Source organism: Rhodosalinus sp. (genome assembly GCF_041685465.1).
Lineage (GTDB): Bacteria > Pseudomonadota > Alphaproteobacteria > Rhodobacterales > Rhodobacteraceae > Rhodosalinus.
Genome location: NZ_JAWLFS010000041.1, coordinates 1 through 16273 on the forward strand (window position 1 = coordinate 1; position 16273 = coordinate 16273).

At 71.4% G+C, this 16273-nt stretch carries 17 protein-coding genes and 1 tRNA gene; 8 read left to right on the forward strand and 10 right to left on the reverse strand.

The window, feature by feature from the left end; genetic code table 11:
- A partial coding sequence (locus ACESL7_RS04485; RefSeq protein WP_372891858.1) for a hypothetical protein occupies positions 1 to 311 on the forward strand: 311 nt, incomplete at its 5' end.
- Positions 312 to 804: 493 nt separating this feature from the next.
- Here the strand turns inward: ACESL7_RS04485 and ACESL7_RS04490 are convergent.
- Together ACESL7_RS04490 and ACESL7_RS04495 are read right to left on the reverse strand one after the other, a co-directional pair.
- Positions 805 to 879 (reverse strand) — tRNA-Gln (locus tag ACESL7_RS04490).
- A gap of 77 nt (positions 880 to 956) precedes the next feature.
- Complete coding sequence (locus tag ACESL7_RS04495) at positions 957 to 1868, reverse strand: lipid A-modifier LpxR family protein (RefSeq protein WP_372891860.1); 912 nt, start codon at positions 1866 to 1868, stop codon at positions 957 to 959.
- 358 nt (positions 1869 to 2226) lie between these two features.
- Here ACESL7_RS04495 and ACESL7_RS04500 point away from each other — a divergent pair, with 358 nt between their 5' ends.
- On the forward strand, positions 2227 to 3309 hold the full coding sequence (locus ACESL7_RS04500; protein WP_372891861.1) for a M24 family metallopeptidase: 1083 nt from the start codon (positions 2227 to 2229) through the stop codon (positions 3307 to 3309).
- Position 3310: 1 nt separating this feature from the next.
- Here the strand turns inward: ACESL7_RS04500 and ACESL7_RS04505 are convergent, their stop codons facing one another.
- The 4 genes from ACESL7_RS04505 to ACESL7_RS04520 all read right to left on the reverse strand — a co-directional run bounded on the left by ACESL7_RS04505 (position 3311) and on the right by ACESL7_RS04520 (position 6909).
- Entirely contained in the window at positions 3311 to 3898 is a 588-nt protein-coding gene (locus ACESL7_RS04505; protein WP_372891863.1) for a hypothetical protein, read from the reverse strand.
- Between the two features lie 70 nt (positions 3899 to 3968).
- The gene (locus ACESL7_RS04510; RefSeq protein WP_372891865.1) at positions 3969 to 5159 is read right to left on the reverse strand and encodes a benzoate/H(+) symporter BenE family transporter; all 1191 of its coding nucleotides are present in this window, start codon (positions 5157 to 5159) and stop codon (positions 3969 to 3971) included.
- 130 nt (positions 5160 to 5289) lie between these two features.
- The gene (locus ACESL7_RS04515; protein WP_372891867.1) at positions 5290 to 6576 is read right to left on the reverse strand and encodes a homoserine dehydrogenase; all 1287 of its coding nucleotides are present in this window, start codon (positions 6574 to 6576) and stop codon (positions 5290 to 5292) included.
- 108 nt (positions 6577 to 6684) lie between these two features.
- On the reverse strand, positions 6685 to 6909 hold the full coding sequence (locus ACESL7_RS04520) for a hypothetical protein (protein ID WP_372891869.1): 225 nt from the start codon (positions 6907 to 6909) through the stop codon (positions 6685 to 6687).
- A gap of 79 nt (positions 6910 to 6988) precedes the next feature.
- Between ACESL7_RS04520 and ACESL7_RS04525 the strand changes: the two genes are divergently transcribed.
- On the forward strand, positions 6989 to 7591 hold the full coding sequence (locus ACESL7_RS04525; RefSeq protein WP_372891871.1) for a TetR/AcrR family transcriptional regulator: 603 nt from the start codon (positions 6989 to 6991) through the stop codon (positions 7589 to 7591).
- Between the two features lie 324 nt (positions 7592 to 7915).
- Entirely contained in the window at positions 7916 to 8404 is a 489-nt protein-coding gene (locus ACESL7_RS04530) for a hypothetical protein (protein ID WP_372891873.1), read from the forward strand.
- A gap of 3 nt (positions 8405 to 8407) precedes the next feature.
- Here the strand turns inward: ACESL7_RS04530 and ACESL7_RS04535 are convergent, their stop codons facing one another.
- The 3 genes from ACESL7_RS04535 to ACESL7_RS04545 are packed head-to-tail and all read right to left on the reverse strand — an operon-like array spanning position 8408 to position 11270.
- The gene (locus tag ACESL7_RS04535; protein ID WP_372891875.1) at positions 8408 to 8971 is read right to left on the reverse strand and encodes a TadE/TadG family type IV pilus assembly protein; all 564 of its coding nucleotides are present in this window, start codon (positions 8969 to 8971) and stop codon (positions 8408 to 8410) included.
- The gene (locus ACESL7_RS04540; RefSeq protein ID WP_372891877.1) at positions 8971 to 9504 is read right to left on the reverse strand and encodes a TadE/TadG family type IV pilus assembly protein; all 534 of its coding nucleotides are present in this window, start codon (positions 9502 to 9504) and stop codon (positions 8971 to 8973) included. Before ACESL7_RS04540 ends, ACESL7_RS04535 begins: the two co-directional genes overlap by 1 nt.
- The gene (locus tag ACESL7_RS04545; protein ID WP_372891879.1) at positions 9501 to 11270 is read right to left on the reverse strand and encodes a pilus assembly protein TadG-related protein; all 1770 of its coding nucleotides are present in this window, start codon (positions 11268 to 11270) and stop codon (positions 9501 to 9503) included. Before ACESL7_RS04545 ends, ACESL7_RS04540 begins: the two co-directional genes overlap by 4 nt.
- A gap of 301 nt (positions 11271 to 11571) precedes the next feature.
- On the opposite strand from ACESL7_RS04545, the gene ACESL7_RS04550 reads away from it, so the two are divergent.
- Positions 11572 to 13005, forward strand: a complete 1434-nt coding sequence (locus tag ACESL7_RS04550; RefSeq protein WP_372891881.1) for a Glu/Leu/Phe/Val family dehydrogenase — start codon at positions 11572 to 11574, stop codon at positions 13003 to 13005.
- A gap of 255 nt (positions 13006 to 13260) precedes the next feature.
- Here ACESL7_RS04550 and ACESL7_RS04555 read toward each other — a convergent pair whose 3' ends face one another.
- The gene (locus ACESL7_RS04555) at positions 13261 to 13737 is read right to left on the reverse strand and encodes a hypothetical protein (protein ID WP_372891883.1); all 477 of its coding nucleotides are present in this window, start codon (positions 13735 to 13737) and stop codon (positions 13261 to 13263) included.
- Positions 13738 to 13952: 215 nt separating this feature from the next.
- Between ACESL7_RS04555 and ACESL7_RS04560 the strand changes: the two genes are divergently transcribed.
- The 3 genes from ACESL7_RS04560 to ACESL7_RS04570 all read left to right on the forward strand — a co-directional run.
- Complete coding sequence (locus ACESL7_RS04560; RefSeq protein ID WP_372891885.1) at positions 13953 to 15206, forward strand: sarcosine oxidase subunit beta family protein; 1254 nt, start codon at positions 13953 to 13955, stop codon at positions 15204 to 15206.
- 126 nt (positions 15207 to 15332) lie between these two features.
- Positions 15333 to 15599: a sarcosine oxidase subunit delta gene (locus ACESL7_RS04565; RefSeq protein WP_372891887.1), complete on the forward strand. Its 267-nt coding sequence runs from the start codon at positions 15333 to 15335 to the stop codon at positions 15597 to 15599.
- Positions 15596 to 16273: 2Fe-2S iron-sulfur cluster-binding protein (locus ACESL7_RS04570; protein WP_372891889.1), on the forward strand; the 678-nt coding region annotated here is incomplete at its 3' end. The genes ACESL7_RS04565 and ACESL7_RS04570, both read left to right, overlap by 4 nt.

Consider the following 16273-nt stretch of genomic DNA (forward strand, 5'->3'; position numbering starts at 1 on the left):
TTTCGATGGCACCGAATGGAAATCCAGCGACCGTCGACACGACGCGGCGCAGAGGCCTGGAAGGGGCGAATGTAAACCGGGTTTATGCAACCGCGGGAGACCGCGCAGCCAATGCGGCCGCTGGAGAGGATCCACGACAAGGGCGTCAACGCTCCGGTTCGACCCATTACCGTTACCGGTCGGGCTCTATCGTCCGCGAGCACTGGCACAACAATATCCACGGCGGGCAACAGTTCAGCCGGCCGATCGGTGGGATTGATCGTGACGGTAATCCCTGGGGCGAACAGCCAACGAACGGGTTTACCGTCTGACATCTTCGTGCGGCGCGGCGGCCTTCGGCCCGGCGGAAGACCCGTTTTCCAGGGCTGCCAAGGCCCATTCATGGCGTCGCGTCGGTTGATACGTGGTTCACCGCGGTCCGGATGATCGACCCGTGAGCGCCGACGCGGTCGCGGGTCGTTTGCCCTGTGGTGGTGCCGTCCTCGTTTGCCGAGGGCAATGCAATCGCCGTCGGCGGCAGTGCGCGCCCCCGCGGCGCCCGTAGTGCAGTGCGGCAATGGGTGACGCAGGCGGTCACGCAGCTTGCTGAAGGCAGGTCAGAAGTTGCTCGCCGTCGTGCCGCCAGGAGCCGCCAACACGCAGCTCGCCCCCGTAGCACCTCGCCCCCGTATCGGTGACGGTCTTGTCCCCTTTTCGTTGTGGAAAGCTGCCACCCGTCCGGGACGGTTCCAAACGACACCCCGGTACCACTGCCGGAGCGGAGCCGTCCCGCCCTTTGAAATCCAATGGTTAAACGCAAGAAAATGGCTGGGGTGGTAGGATTCGAACCTACGGTACACGGTACCAAAAACCGCTGCCTTACCACTTGGCTACACCCCAGCGGTGCGCCGGTGGATAGCGTCACCGCGGCGGCGGTGCAAGCCCTGTCGCGGCGGAAAAATCGCGCCCGGATCGCTTCAGAACCAGATGTCGAGGCGGAGCGCGCCGAGGAGCTGTCCGCTCTCCTGACGCTCGAACTCGGGGCCGAGCCATGCCAGCCCGTAGAAGACCGCGCGGCCCTCGCCCTGCCAGTGCAGCCCGGCGCGGAGGCGCCGGCGCGCGGTCAGATCATGGCCCCGGCTCTCGGGAAGAAAGACGCTCGACCGGACGGCGGCGATATCCGCGCCGAGCAGGAAACTCGTCCCCCGCGCGTCGCGTGTCACCACGCGGTAGCGATGGCCGGTCGAGGCCTCCCGCACCAGAAGCTCTCCGGCGCCGACGGGGCCGAGGGTCAGGTCGGCGCCCGCCCGCAGCAGCGTCTCGGCGCCGAGTCGCGCCTCGATGAAGGGGCGCAGCCGTCCGCGGCCGAGGGCGACCTCACGCCCGATCTCTGCCACCAGGGTCGGGTGCACGCCGTTCGGGATCTGGTCATCGAGCACCCGCTTCGAGGGCACAGGGGACTGCAGCACCTCGTGCAGCGCGCCCTGAAGATCGCCGAGGCCCGTCTGCGGGCCGGTCACGACGAGATCCGCCCCCGCTGCGATCTCGGTCGCGCCGCGGCGGAAGTGGCTGTGCAGCCCCAGCGACAGCGCACCCGCGTAGGGCCGGTCGCCGGGGCGCGGCCGCACGAGGTTGCGGGGCGTCATGATCTCGCCGTGGAACCGAAGCTCCAGCAGCGCGCCGGGCCGCGTCGGCAGGCGGCCGCTCCATGTCGGCCCCCAGACGCGGCTGGAGGCGTAGGCGCCGGTGCGGTCGCGGTCCCTCGTGTCGCCGAACTGATCGTTCACGACGAGCCGTCCGTACCCGAGGCGTTCGCGTTCCGCCGCGACGGGCAGGGCGAGGGCGAGGACGAGAAGGAGCGCCAAGGCGCCGCGGCGCAGGCATCGCATGGGCCGGTCCCTCCCTCCGCTCGGCACCACCATCGGTAGTCCGGCTTGCCCCTTGGACCAAGCGGTTCCTGCGCCGTGGTCGCCCCGCCGTGCCCGACACGCAACGCACGCGCGGCGTGAATCTGGCCCGGTCGCCCCGCTTCGGAGCGACGAGAGGTGCCGGCCCGGAGGGCCGGCGCGCCCCGGGTCCGCGCGCCGGCCACGCCGGCGGACCGCCGCAGGGGACGCGCGCGTCCCGCCGCCCCCGCATCTGCCGTGGCGGGGACGCTGATCCGCGGGAGCGATGCCGGTGGACGCGCTGCTCGCGTCGCGTCGCGATCCGTGCGATGCAGGCTGTGCGACGGAAGGAGCGATGCGCATGCAGGATCGGTTGGCTGAACTGCAGGCGGCGATGGCCGCGGCGGAGACGGAACTCGTGGCGCTGGGGCCCGGCCCGCACATGCAATGGGTGCTCGGGTTTCACCCCATGCCGGACGAGCGCCCCTGCCTCCTGCTGGTCACGCCGGCGGACGCGGGGGTGTTGATACCCGCGCTCAATGCGGCCGAGATGCGCGCAAAGGTCGACCTGCCGATGTGGACATGGGCCGACGCCGACGGGCCGCAGGCGGCGCTCGCCGCGGCCCTCGATGCGCTGGGCGCCCGCGATGCGCGCCGGGTGGCGCTCGACGACGCGATGCGCGCCGATTTCGCGCTGCTCGCCATGCGCGCGTTGCCGGGCGCCGAGCCGCGGCTCGCCGGTGCCCTGATGGGGCCGCTGCGCATGGTCAAGGACGCCGCCGAGCAGGACGGCCTGCGGGCCAATGCGGCGATTGCCGACGCGGCGATGGAGGCGGTCTTCGCCGCCATCGCCCCGGGCGTGACCGAGGCCGAACTCGCCGAGGCGGCGCGCGCCGTCTTCCGGGAGCGGGGGGCGCGACCGCTTTTCACCATCGTCGGCGCGGGGCCGAACGGCGCCTTTCCGCATCACCACACCGGTGCGGCCCGGCTGCGGGAGGGCGACGCGGTGGTGGTCGACATCGGTGCGCGGCAGGGCGCCGTCTCTTCCGACATCACGCGCATGGCCGCGGTGGGTCGGCCGCCGGAGGGATATGCCGAGGTGCATGCCGTCGTGGAGGACGCGGTGCAGGCGGCGCTCGCCGCCGCGCGGCCGGGGGCGCGCGCGGGCGATGTGGACCGCGCCGCGCGCGCGGTGGTCGAGGCGGCAGGCCACGGGCCGCAGTTCCTGCATCGCACCGGGCACGGCATGGGCCTCGAGCCGCACGAACCGCCATGGATCGCGGCCGGATCGGACACGGTGCTCACCCCCGGCATGGTCTTCACCATCGAGCCGGGGATCTACCTCGAAGGGCGTTTCGGAATCCGCCTCGAGGAGGTGGTGATCCTCCGCGAGGACGGCCCGGAGGTGCTCTCGCGCCTGTCCCGCGCGGTCCGCGCCGTCTGACTCAGGGGCGCTGCGGCACGAAGGCCGTGGACTGCGCGCGCCGGCGCTTCTCGGACAGGACCAGCCCGCGCGGGCGCCAGCCGTAGTCGGTGTCCGCCTGCGTGTGCTCCCAGAAGAGGACGCCGCCGCGCCGCCACGGGTCGAGCACGATCCCGTCGAACATCGAGGCCCCGCGCGCCGAGACGATCGCCGTCGAATGCTCGATCCGGAAGGGGTTGTCGGCGTTGGCGATGGCGCGGTGGAGATCGAGCGTCTCGAACCGTTCTTCCGCGAGGCGCGTCTCCATGTCCTCGGCCCAGTGCCAGCAGAGCCCGCGCGGCTTCAGCCCGAGGTTGACCTTCGTGTTGTGCACGAGCGGCGGGTCCTCGATCTCGTAGTCTTCCGCGAGGCGGTAGGTATGGGCGTAGGCGATGCGCGCGGCGCGGGCGGCCTCCTCCGGGTCGACCTCCGGCCCGAGCGCCTCGATCGCCCGCGCGAGGCGCGCGACCTCCGCCGGAGCCCCGGGGGCGGGCGCGCCGTCCGGCGGGACGCCGCAGGCCACCGCGGCGAGCGCGGCGAGCAACGGCAGCAGGCGCAGAAGTCTCCGCATCGGTCCCGGTCCTGGTGGCTTTTCCGGTCTCTAGCCCGTGCCCCGGGGCAAGTCGAGCCGGCACGGGCGCTCAGGCGCGGAAATCCTCCCGCTCGAGCAGCAGGCTCGCCGCGAGGCCGAAGACGAGCCCCCAGAAGGGGGCGCCGATATTGGCGATGGGCAGCCCCGCCACCGTGACCAGGAAGGCGATCATCGCGCCGAGCCCGAAGCGTCCGCCGAAGGACGTCTGAAACGCCGCGAGCAGCGTGCGCAGGAGCGCGAGACCCGCGAGCGTCGCCATGAAGGCGACGGGCGTGGCGAGCAGAAGCTGCGTCACCGCGGGCGCGAAGACGCCGAAGGCGATCGCGAGGAGGCCGAGACAGACCGCCGCGATCCAGTGCCGCTCGACCCGCCCCGAGGAGACGAGGATCGCGTTCGACGGCCCCGTGAGACAGGTCGAGACGCAGCCCAAAGGCCCCGTCACCATGGAGGCCGCGCCGCAGGCCGTGGTAATGGCGTTGACCGGCGGCGCGTGGCCCGCGGTGCGCAGGATCACGATCCCCTGCGCGTTCTGCGCCGCGATCACCGTGACGGCGAGCGGCACGACGAGCTCCGCCGTCGCGGCGAGGCTGAACTCCGGCCGGTAGAGCTGCGGCGCGGCGAGAATCCGGTCGCCGGTGGCGAGCCCGGGCGCCTCGCCCTGCAGGACGAGGACCGCGACACCCGCCACGAGCACCCCGATCATCGGGGGCAGGGCGCGCTGGACCGCAGGCGAGAGGGAGAGCATGACGAAGGTTGCCGTCATCGTGACGACGAGCGCGAAATCCGTGGCGAAGGCCCGGATCCAGTCGAGCCCGAACTCGAGAAAGACGCCGGCCACCATGCCCATGACGATCGGCATCGGCAGCCGCTCCATCGCCGCCTTCACCCAGCCGGTGAGCCCGAGGACGATCAGCAGGAGCCCGCTCAGGAGATAGGCGCCCACCACCTCGCCCAGCGAGACGGTCTCGAGCGCCGCGCCGACGAGCACCGTGCCGGGGATCGTCCAGAAGAAGGCCAGGGGCTGGCGGAAGGCGGCCGACATCGCGATGGTCAGCGCGCCGTTCAGCGCGAAGGCCGCGAAGAGCCAGGACGCGAGGTCGGCCTCCGTCAGCCCGCCGCGCGCCCCGGCGGCCAGGATGATCGCCACCGGCGCCGAGGCCGCGAAGAGAAAGGCGACGATGGCGTTGGCCAGTTCGGTGACCGGCAGGCCCGGCCGGGCGTCGGCGGCTGGGTCAGACATGCGCGCGGCAGGGGACTCGGATCATGGCCGCACTATTCCCGAGGCGATGCCCGAGGGGAAGGGGCCGCGCGCAAGGCGCTTGCAAGCGCCTTGCTCAAGCGGTTTTCAAACCGCTTGCGCCGCGCCCGGCTCAGACGCTCTCGATCCGGAGCGCCACCGGCTCGGTCGCCAGAACGCCGGTCGCCGGCATCGCCGCGAGCGCGGCGTCCAGCGCGTCGCGGGCGCAGGCGTGGGTGACGATCAGCACCGGCGCCGTGTCGGCCGCGTGGCGGTATTGCCGCATCCGGTCGATGGAGATGCCCGCCTCGCCGAGCACGGTGGCGATCTTGGCGAGCGCGCCGGGCCGGTCCATCAACTCCATGCGCAGGTAGTAGGGCGCGGGCGTCACCGACCGCGCCAGCGTCACCTCGCCCAGCGTCCGCGCCGGCACCCCGAAGGTCGAAAGCCGCGTGCCGCGGGCCACGTCGATCACGTCCGCCATGACGGCGCTCGCCGTCGGCCCCTCGCCGGCGCCCGCGCCGCGGAGCACGATCTGGCCCGAGGCGTCGCCTTCCAGGACGCACATGTTCGTCGGTCCCTCCAACTGGCCGAGCGGCGTGTCGGCCGGCACGAGGCACGGCGACATCCGCGCCTCGAGCCCGCGGCCCGTCATCTGCGCGACGCCGAGGAGCTTGATCCGGAAGCCGAGGTCGCGCGCGCGCCCGATGTCGTCGATGGAGACGCGCTCGATCCCTTCGAGCGCGACCTGGTCGAAGGGCACGCGCACGCCGTAGGCGATCGAGGCGAGCAGGGCGAGCTTGTGGCCCGCGTCGATCCCGCCGACGTCGAGCGCCGGGTCGGCCTCGAGGAAGCCGAGCTGGTTCGCCTCGTCGAAGACGGTCCCGTAGTCGAGCCCCGCGCTCTCCATCCGGGTGAGGATGTAGTTGCACGTCCCGTTCATCACGCCGAGCACGCGCTCGATCTCGTTGCCGGCGAGCCCCTCGGTCAGCGCCTTGACCACCGGGATGCCGCCGGCGACCGCCGCCTCGAAACGCAGCACGCGGCCCCGGCTCTCCGCCGCCTCGGCGAGGTCGGGGCCGTGCAGGGCGAGCATCGCCTTGTTCGCGGTCACCACGTCCTTGCCGGCGGCGAGCGCGGCCTCGGTGGCGGCCTTCGCCGGGCCGTCTGCGCCGCCCATCAACTCCACGAGCACATCGACGTCGTCGCGCCGGGCGAGCGCCACCGGGTCGTCCTCCCAGGCGTAATCGTCGAGCCGCACGCCGCGGTCCTTGTCGCGCGTGCGCGCAGAGACCGCCGAGATCGTCACCGGGCGGCCCGCGCGCGCCGCGATCAACTCCGCCTTGCGGCGCACGATCTTGACGACGCCGGCGCCCACCGTGCCGAGCCCGGCGATGCCGAGGCGAAGGGGATCAGCCATGTGCGGGTTCCTCGAGATGCTGCGAATGCGGCGGCTCTAGCCCGATCCGCCGGCCCGTGCAACGCGGGACGCCCGTCAGGTGCCCGGCAGGCACCCGTCAGGCGCCCGTCAGGGGCCGGCGCGCAGCGTCGCCGCCCGCACCCGCAGCGCCGCCGCCCGCGCTGCCAGCTGCGCGGCCTCGCCCGGACCGGCGCGCGGCGGTGCCTCCGGCCCGAGCACCGCCTCGAGCGGCAGGAGCGGCGGATAGGCGCCCGCGCTCTCCGGCACGCCCTCAGGGTCCGGTGCGGCCGTGCAGGCGGCAAGCAGAAGGACGAGGGCAGGGAGGCCACGCATGCGGCGAGCCTGCATCAACGCCGCCGGCGCGTCCAGCGCATGGCTTGATCTGAACGCGCGTTCAGGAAATTCTCGCGCCATGGCGAAACGCCGGGGACACGACGCGGCCGAGACGGACCGCCGGATGCGTGCGGCCGCGTTGCGGCTTTTCGCGCGTCACGGCTATGCCGCCGTCTCCATGCGCCGCATCGCGGCGGAGGTCGGCGTGCAGGCCGGCGCGCTCTACACCCATACGCCGGACAAGCAGACGCTGCTCTTTTCGCTGATGGCCGAGCACCTGCGCGAGCTTCTCGCGGCGGTCGCGGCGCTGCCGCCGGCGCAGACCCCGGACGCGCGTCTCGACCAGTTCGTGGACTTCCACATCCGCTTTCACCGTGCGCGTCCCGACGCGGTCTTCATCGCCTACATGGAGTTGCGCAACCTCTCGCCCGGCAACTTCCGCGTGATCGAGGGGCTGCGCCGCGACTACGAGGCGTGGCCGGAGGCGATCCTGCGCGATGGGCGGGCAGAGGGCGTCTTCGTCGTGCCTGACCCGAAGATCGCGGCGATCGGTCTCATCGCCATGCTCAACGGGATCAACACCTGGTATCGCGACAGCGGCCGCCTGAGCCTCGGGGACGTGGTGGAGATCCACCGCCGGATGGCCCGCGGGATCGTCGGCGCCGGGGCGGCGCCGGCCTGAGCCGCGCGGCGTTTCGGCCCTGTCCGCCGGGGCGTCCGTGATGCGCGCGGCCGCACCGGCCGGCCTCTCGCGCAGCAGGTCGCCATCGGCCTCCGGGCGATGCCCGGACCGATGGCGCGCTCGCCGCTCGATGGGCGCGACTGCGCCATCCTTTCGCCGGTCGTCGTCATCGCCGTTGCAGGGTTCGAGCTTGCAGCCCCGATCCCTCTCCGAAGATCGATCATGGCCGCCAGACCCCCGCGGCGGGGCGCCCGCGCGCGGCCTCTCGTCAGCCCGGCCGGGCTGCGCTAACAGGGCCGGGATCGGGCCGTAGGGAGCGCAGGCATGACGAACGAGACGGACGAGGTCATCCTCGCGCTGCAGCCGGCGCCGGCGCGGCGTGCGATCGGCACGGCGATCGTCGCGGCCTTGGGCGGGCTCCTGCTCTGGCTCGCGGTTGTCGCGCCGCCGGCTTCGCCGCTCTGGCTGGCATTCCTGCTGGGGCTCGGGGCGCTCGCGCTCTGGGCCGCGGTGCGCATCTGGCACGCGACAGGCAACGCGGTGGAGATGACGGAGACGGGCCTGCGCGACTCGGACGGCACGGTGATCGCCGACTTCGACGAGATCGCGGCGATCGACCGGGGGATCTTCGCGTTCAAGCCCTCCAACGGGTTCCTGCTCAAGCTCGCCGCACCGGCGCCGCGGACGTGGCGGCCGGGCCTTTGGTGGCGGACGGGGCGGCGCGTCGGGGTCGGCGGGCTGACGCCGCGAGGCCCGGCGCGGGCGATGGCGGACGCGATTCAGGTCCGCCTCGCCATGCGCGGCGCGCGCTGACGCTCAGTCCTCCCAGACGAGTTGCGGCGCAAAGCGCGGCCGGGTGTAGACGAAGGTGTCGAGCATCGTGTCCCCGAGACCGACGTTCATGAAGGGGGAATAGTCCACGAAGGTCTCGACGAGGATGATCTGTTCCTCGTCCACCATGATCGGGAGGGTGTCCTCCCAGGTTTCGACCAGATCGGCTTCGAGCGGCGCGGTGCCGCCGCGTGCCTGCGACCACCGCAGATCGTAGACCTCGTCATCTTCGTCCCAGCGGATCACGGAGACACGCAGGCCGATGTCCTCCTGCGGCACGCCGCTGAGGGTGCTGAACAGCGTGAGCGTGTTGTCCATGTAGGTGGGCGTGATCGCGTTCGTCTCGCGCGAGAGCATGTCGCCGACGGTGTAGGCCGCCTTCTCGCTGACCGTGCTCTCGCGGAACATGTCGAAGAAGAGAAAAGTCGCGCCGAAGGCCCAGAACAGCATCGGCATCAGGATGACGGCCTCGACCGTGAGGCTCGCCGCGTCGTCGCGGGCGAACCGGGTCAGGCGGCGGAACAGGCGGCGCTGTGCGATCTGTTTCATCACGGTTCCTGAACGAAGGCGGAGGTTGCGACGATGGAGACGTCGCCCGCGCCGTCGGTCTCCAGGTAGTCGATGAACCAGCTCGTCGGCGACAGGGGGCTGACCTTGAGGCAGGCGCGCAGAAGCATCAGCTCGTTGGAGACGCCGGGCGTGAATTCCCGGAGCGGGCGCGCCTCCTCCGAGCGGTCGGTGCAGTCGGCCTCCGTCGGCAATCCGGCCCAGTCGCGCATGTCGGTGGGCCGCATTTCGAGGCGGAGGTTCGCGTCGCAGTCGGGCACCACGATCGCGTTGCCGCAGACCGCGTCCTTGATGTCGTCGTGCTGCGGCGCCGTGCCGGTCCCGAGGCGGATCTCGCGCACGGCGATGTCGAGACCGCGCTCCAGCATGGCGTGGCGCATGGTCAGAAGGCTGAGTTCGAACGAGGCATACATGAAGAGAAAGAGGAACGGGAACCAGATCACGAACTCGACGGTCGGATTGCCGTCCTCGTGCCGGGCGAAGCGGGTGAGCCTTTCCAGGGTGCGGCGGATCATTGGGTCAGCCTGAGCTGGTTGATCTGACGGGCGATCGCGTCGAACGCGTCAGCGATCTCCACGCCATCGACGTTGAAGTAATGCGAGGGCGAGGATGCGCAGTTGGCCATCTCGGTCTGGGCTCCCGAGGGCGCCTCGAAGGCGATGGTGTAGATCGTCACCCCGTTGGCCTTGGCCAGATCGCACTGCGCGTAGAAGCTCTGCACGTTCGTGGAGGCGTTCGTGATATTGGTGCGCGCCGCGTTGTCCTGGTTGAGAAGCTCGACGCTGGCGTTCTCGATGTCGAGCGGGTCGGTCGGGCGCACCTGCGGCGTGATCTGGCCATCGGTCATCAGCACGACGACCTTGCGCCAGCCCTCCGCGTTCCAGTCGGACGGGCGGTCCGCGAAGTCGTCGGGCACCTGGCCGGCCGTGTTGAGATGCTGGAACGCCGGCCGCGTCGCGGGATCGAGCAGGGCGAGCGCCCATTTCATCGCGTAATGCGTCCCGGTGCCGTCGTGCATCCTGATGTCGTTGATAAAGTCGTGCAGCGCCGTCTCGTCGTTCTGGGCGTACTGGATGCGGGTGTCGTCCTCCGGGCACCAGCCCCAGTCCATCACGTTGGCGGCGATCGTCCAGTTCATGAAGTGCGGCACCTGCGGCCGGCCCGTCGGCAGAAGCCCGGCGCTGTCGAAGTCGCCCTCGCGGATCTCGAGGCAGGAGGCGACGTCCGGCATGGCCGCGGCCGCGAAATCGGAATAGGCCAGTTCGAGGTCCGCGCCCGGCCCGCTGTTGAGCGTCGGCCCGGTGTCCGCGGCCGGCCCGTTGGTGTCGTCGGCATAGGCGAAATAGGTGGTCTCCTGTCCGCCGCCGCGGATCGAGGCGCCGCGGGGCACCATGTCGGGCGCGATCGCGCCGCTCTGGCGGGCCACGAAATCGCGGACGAGGGCGAAGTAGTCGTCGAGATCGTTGCCGAGGTGGCCCGGCTCTTCGCCGTCGGGAAAGCCTTCGAGCTTCGCGGCGTAGTCGATCGCGCCGTCGGAATCTCGGTCGTAGTAGAGCACGACGTTCGAGATGTCCTGCGCCCACTCGGGGAAGTAATCCCCGCCGCTTTCGGCGAAGCGCACACCGTCGAGGTAATCGAACATCGCGCGGCCCGGGTTCGTCTGCCCGGCATAGGGCACCACGTTGATCGAGGTCGTGCGCGCCGCGTCGTCGTCGAGAACGGTGGAGACGAAGTCCCGCGCCGCGGGCCTGAGATTCGCCATTCTGCCCTGGAAGCGCATGGAGCCGGAGATGTCGAGCACGAGGGAAATTTCCGTGTTCGGGATCACCTCCTCCGCGGTGCCGGCCGCCGGCGCGGTCAGGCTGTCCACGCCCACGAGCCTGAGCAGCAGCGGATCGCTGGTCGTCGTGGCTTCCGCCCGGACCGTGCGGAAGTTGAGCCCGCTCACCGGTTCGACGACCTGAAGGTCGTCTCCGAAGCCGGCCTTGTCGAAGTAGTCCTGAACAACGGCCTGGGGTTCGAGCGTCTGATCGAGATCGGCCGCCGCGAGGACGGCGCGGTCGAGCGTGCCCTGCAACTGCGTGCGCCGCATCTCGTTCATCATGAAATCGACGCCGAGGCCGGCGACCATGAGCATCATCAAGACCATGAAGATGGACCAGACGGCGAGAGCGCCGTCCTCGCCGCGTCCGAAGCGCGCGGCGCGGCGCCTCAGAAGCCGCGACGCCGCGGCCTGGCGGATGCGGTGGCGCGCAGCCGTTTTTTCGTTCCCGGTCGTCATGTCCGTCACCCCAAGCCTTGTCGAGGCCCCCGATCGCGTGGCGCGGTGCGGGCGCTCTTCGTCGCCCTTCTCCCGCGCAGCGACGCTTGTTCCATGAAAAACCGGCGAAATTGTGGCCGCTGGCCGGTCGGTTGCAGGTCGCTGTCGCCGCTGCGTCGCCGGTCCGTGCCGCGCGGCCGCATCGTCGCCGCGGCCGAACCATCGTGGCCGATCCCGCCCCGGAAGAAAGAAAAGCGTCGCGCATGGCCGGCGCCGCGGCCTAGGGTCTGGGCGAATCGCGCACGAGACGAGGGAGGAGCGCATGGGACAGCCCGCCGCCGAGCCGACATTCCGCGAAAGCGTGGACCTGATGTTCAACCGCGCCGTGGCGCTGATGGACCTCGCCCCGGGGCTCGAGGAGAAGATCCGCGTCTGCAACGCGACCTACACGGTGCGCTTCGGCGTGCGCCTGCGCGGCCGCGTTCATACCTTCACGGGATACCGCTCGGTGCATTCCGAGCATCTCGAACCGGTCAAGGGCGGCATACGCTACGCCCTCGCCGTCGATCAGGACGAGGTCGAGGCGCTGGCGGCGCTGATGACCTACAAGTGCGCGCTGGTCGAGGCGCCCTTCGGCGGCTCCAAGGGCGGGCTCTGCGTCGATCCTCGGGAATACGACGAGCACGAGATGGAGCAGATCACGCGCCGCTTCGCCTACGAGCTGATCAAGCGCGATCTCATCAACCCGGCGCAGAACGTGCCCGCGCCCGACATGGGCACATCCGACCGCGAGATGGCGTGGATCGCGGATCAGTACAACCGGATGCACACCACCGACATCAACGCCCGCGCCTGCGTGACCGGCAAGCCGCTCAACGGCGGCGGCATCGAGGGCCGGGTGGAGGCGACGGGCCGCGGCGTGCAGTACGCGCTGCGCGAGTTCTTCCGCCACCCCGAGGACGTCGCCACCGCGGGCCTCGAGGGCGGGCTCGAGGGCAAGCGCGTGATCGTGCAGGGCCTCGGCAACGTGGGCTTCCACGCGGCGAGCTTCCTCTGCGGCGAGGACGGCGCGACGCTCGTCGGCGTCATCGAGCGCGACGGCGCGCTCTTCAACCCCGAGGGCATCGACTGCCACGCCGTGCGCGAGTGGATCGTCAAGCACGGAGGCGTCAGCGGCTTTCCCGACGCCACGCACACCGCCGAGGGCGCCGCGGTGCTGGAAGAGGACTGCGACATCCTGATTCCGGCCGCGCTCGAAGGGGTGATCCACCGCGAGAACGCCGAGCGCATCAGGGCGCCGCTCATCATAGAGGCGGCGAACGGCCCGGTGACCGCGGCGGCCGACGAGATCCTGCGGCGCAAGGGCACGGTCATCATTCCGGACATGTACGCCAACGCGGGCGGCGTGACGGTGAGCTATTTCGAGTGGGTCAAGAACCTCTCCCACATCCGCTTCGGCCGGCTCCAGCGCCGGCAGGAAGAGGCGCGCCACGAGCTCATCCTCGGCGAACTCGAAAGGCTCGACCACATGCTCGGCGACGCCTGGAACCTCTCGCCGGACTTCAAGGCGAAATACCTGCGCGGGGCCGACGAACTGGAACTCGTGCGTTCGGGCCTCGACGACACCATGCGCACCGCCTACCAGTCGATGCGGGAGGTCTGGAACGCGCGGTCCGACGTGCCCGACCTGCGCACCGCCGCCTATCTCGTCGCGATCGAGCGGGTGGCGGCGAGCTATACCGCCAAGGGACTCTGAGGGGGCTCATCGGCCCTTTCGGGCCTCTTCGCTCCGGCCCCGCGCCCGGCGCTGCGCCGCGGCGGTCAGGGTGCGGGTGGCGGGCAGGGGCCCCCGGCAGGCGCTCCACGGTCGGGCCTGACGTCGGCTGCGCGCGATCGTCGGGGCGCGGTGAGGCTTGCAGGTGCGCCCGCGGCGACCCGGGTGCCGCCGCGCGGCACGGGCCGACTACCGCCGCGTCCCGGTCGCGCCCGGCGCGGCGCGCCCCCCCGGGCGTCAGACCCCGAGCGCCTCGCGGAAGGCGGCAATCTCGTCGTCGCCGCCCCCCGCGTTCACGGTCTCGCGCGTGAGGTGAAGGCGCGGCGCATCCTCCACGCCGGCGAGCCGGCCGAGTTCGGTGAAGGCCGGGTCGGGATGGCGGGGCGAATCGCTGGTCACGATCAGGCCCAGCCGGTCGGGCAGCGGCGGCGCCCGTTCGAGCCAGCGCCGGAGCGGCAGCGCCGCCCGCCCGATCCAGAGCGGCGCGGCGAGCGCCGCCCAGTCCGCCCCTGCGGCGACGTCGGTGGGGGGCGCATCCGGTGCGCCGCCGAGGCCCGTCACCGCGCGGGCCCCCCAGACGGCGTAGCCGAGCGCCCCCGGCCCGGGACCGCCGGCGTCCACCCTGTGGAGCGCGGCACCGGTCTCGCCCGCGAGCCGTTCGCAGAGGGCGAGCGTCGTGCCGCCGAGGGAATAACACAGGATCACGCCGGGCATGAGAGAGCTCCTTTCCGGTCTGCGCGTCGGCCAGTGTCGCCGCAGGTGGGCGCCGTCGCCTTGACGCAACGCAAACGCGGGGCGTGCGGCCCGCGTTCCGCAACGCGCTGCCGCGCGGACGGGCAGGTGTCGGAAAACCGCGACCGCGCGCCGCCCGGCGTATTGCCAAGCCTGCCGCGCGGTGCTTCAGTCCGCCCCGGCGACGGGAGAGGACCATGCGCTTTTCTGGGCTCAAGGTGATCAAGGAGGGGCTGACGGGCAACCGTGGCTGGCGCCCGCACTGGCGCGATCCCGACCCGAAAGATGCCTACGACATGGTGATCATCGGCGGTGGCGGTCACGGCCTCGCCACTGCGTATTACCTGGCCCGCGAGCACGGGATCACCAATGTCGCCGTGCTCGAGAAGGGCTATCTCGGCGGCGGCAACATCGGGCGCAACACGACGATCGTGCGCGCCAACTACTTCCTGCCCGGCAACTCGGAGTTCTACTCGCATTCCCTCAAGCTCTGGGAGAGCATGGAGGAGGAGCTCAACTTCAACGTGATGCACTCGCAGCGCGGGCTCATCAACCTCTTCCACTCCGACGGGCAGCGCGACGCCTTCGCCCGGCGCGGCAACGCGATGGTGAACCAGGGCGACGACGCGATCCTTCTGGACCGCGAGGGGGTGCGGGCGCACCTTCCCTACCTCGATTTCGAGAACACGCGCTTTCCGATCTACGGCGGCCTCTACCACCCGCGCGGCGGCACGGCGCGCCACGACGCGGTGGCCTGGGGCTACGCGCGCGGCGCGGATGCGCGCGGCGTGGACCTGATCCAGAACTGCGCGGTCACCGGGATCGACGTCGAGCAGGGCCGCGTGACCGGCGTGCAGACCACCCGCGGCGCGATCCGGGCGAAGAAGGTGGGCGTCGTCGTCGCCGGCCGCTCGAGCCAGGTGGCCGCGATGGCGGGGCTGCGCCTGCCGATCGAGAGCCACGTGCTGCAGGCCTTCGTCACCGAAGGGCTGAAGCCCGTGATCGACCACGTCGTGAGCTTCGGCATGGGACATTTCTACATCAGCCAGTCGGACAAGGGCGGGCTGGTGTTCGGCGGCGACCTGGACTTCTACGCCTCCTATGCCGCGCGCGGGAACCTGCCGATGGCAGAGCACGTGATGGAGGCGGGCATGACGCTGATGCCGATGATCGGCAAGGCGAAGGTGCTGCGCTCCTGGGGCGGCATCATGGACATGACGCCCGACGGCTCGCCGATCATCGACCGCGCGCCGGTCGAGGGGCTCTATCTCAACTGCGGCTGGTGCTACGGCGGCTTCAAGGCGGTGCCGGGCTCGGGCTTTTCCTTCGCGCATCTGATGGCGACCGACCGCCACCACGCGCCCGCCGCGCGTTACCGGCTGGACCGCTTCGCGACGGGCCGCGGGCTCATGGACGAGGAGGGGACCGGTGCCCAGCACAATCTTCACTGAGCGCGCGCGGCCCCGGGCCGGTGCGCGGGCTGCGCCGCCGGAGGCCTCCGGCGGGGATATTTGGACCAAGAAGAAGGACATGCGCGGCGCCTTCGCGTTGCGCGCGGGGCGTGCGGGAGGACACTCATGCGGCTGAGGTGTCCGCTCTGCGGCGCGCGCGACCGGCGCGAGTTCAGCTACAAGGGCGCGGCGGTGGCGCTCGACCGGCCCGGAACGCAGGAGTGGTCGGCCGACTGGGACGACTACCTGCACAACCGCGCGAACCCGGCGGGCGAGACGCGCGACCTGTGGCAGCACGCGGCCGGCTGCGGCGCCTGGCTGGTGGTCACGCGGGACACGGTCACGCATGCGATCCGCGAGGTGCGGCTGGCGCGCGAGGAGGCGGGCGGATGAGGCTGCCGGGCAAGGGCCGCAACGCGGGCGCCGAAGAGGTGCGCTTCCGTTTCGACGGGCGGGATTATCGCGGGCGGGTGGGCGAGCCGCTGGCCGCGGCGCTGATGGCGCAGGGCGTGCGGGTGATGGGGCGGAGCTTCAAGTACCACCGCCCGCGCGGGGTGATGACCGCGGGCTCCGAGGAGCCCAACGCTCTGGTGACCGTGGGACGCGGGCCAGGGCGCGAGCCCAACGTGCGCGCGACGGTGCAGGAGGTCTTCGAGGGGCTGGAGGCGGCGTCTCAGAACGCCTGGCCCTCGGTCGAGTTCGACCTGATGGCGGTCAACGACCTCTTCGCGCCTTTCCTCGGCGCGGGCTTCTACTACAAGACCTTCATGTGGCCGCGCCGTTTCTGGGAAAGGCTCTACGAGCCGGCGATCCGGCGGGCCGCGGGGCTCGGCGCGCTTTCGGGGGAGCACAACCCGGACCGCTACGAGAAGGCCTTCGCCTTCTGCGATCTGCTCGTGATCGGCGCGGGGCCCGCGGGGTTGATGGCCGCGCTCGCCGCGGGCCGCGCGGGGGCGGAGGTGATCCTCGCCGACGAGGGGGCCGAGCCCGGCGGGCGGCTCCTGTCGGAGGACGAGACCGTGGCGGGTCAGCCCGCGCATGTCTGGGTCGCCGCCGTGATGGCCGAG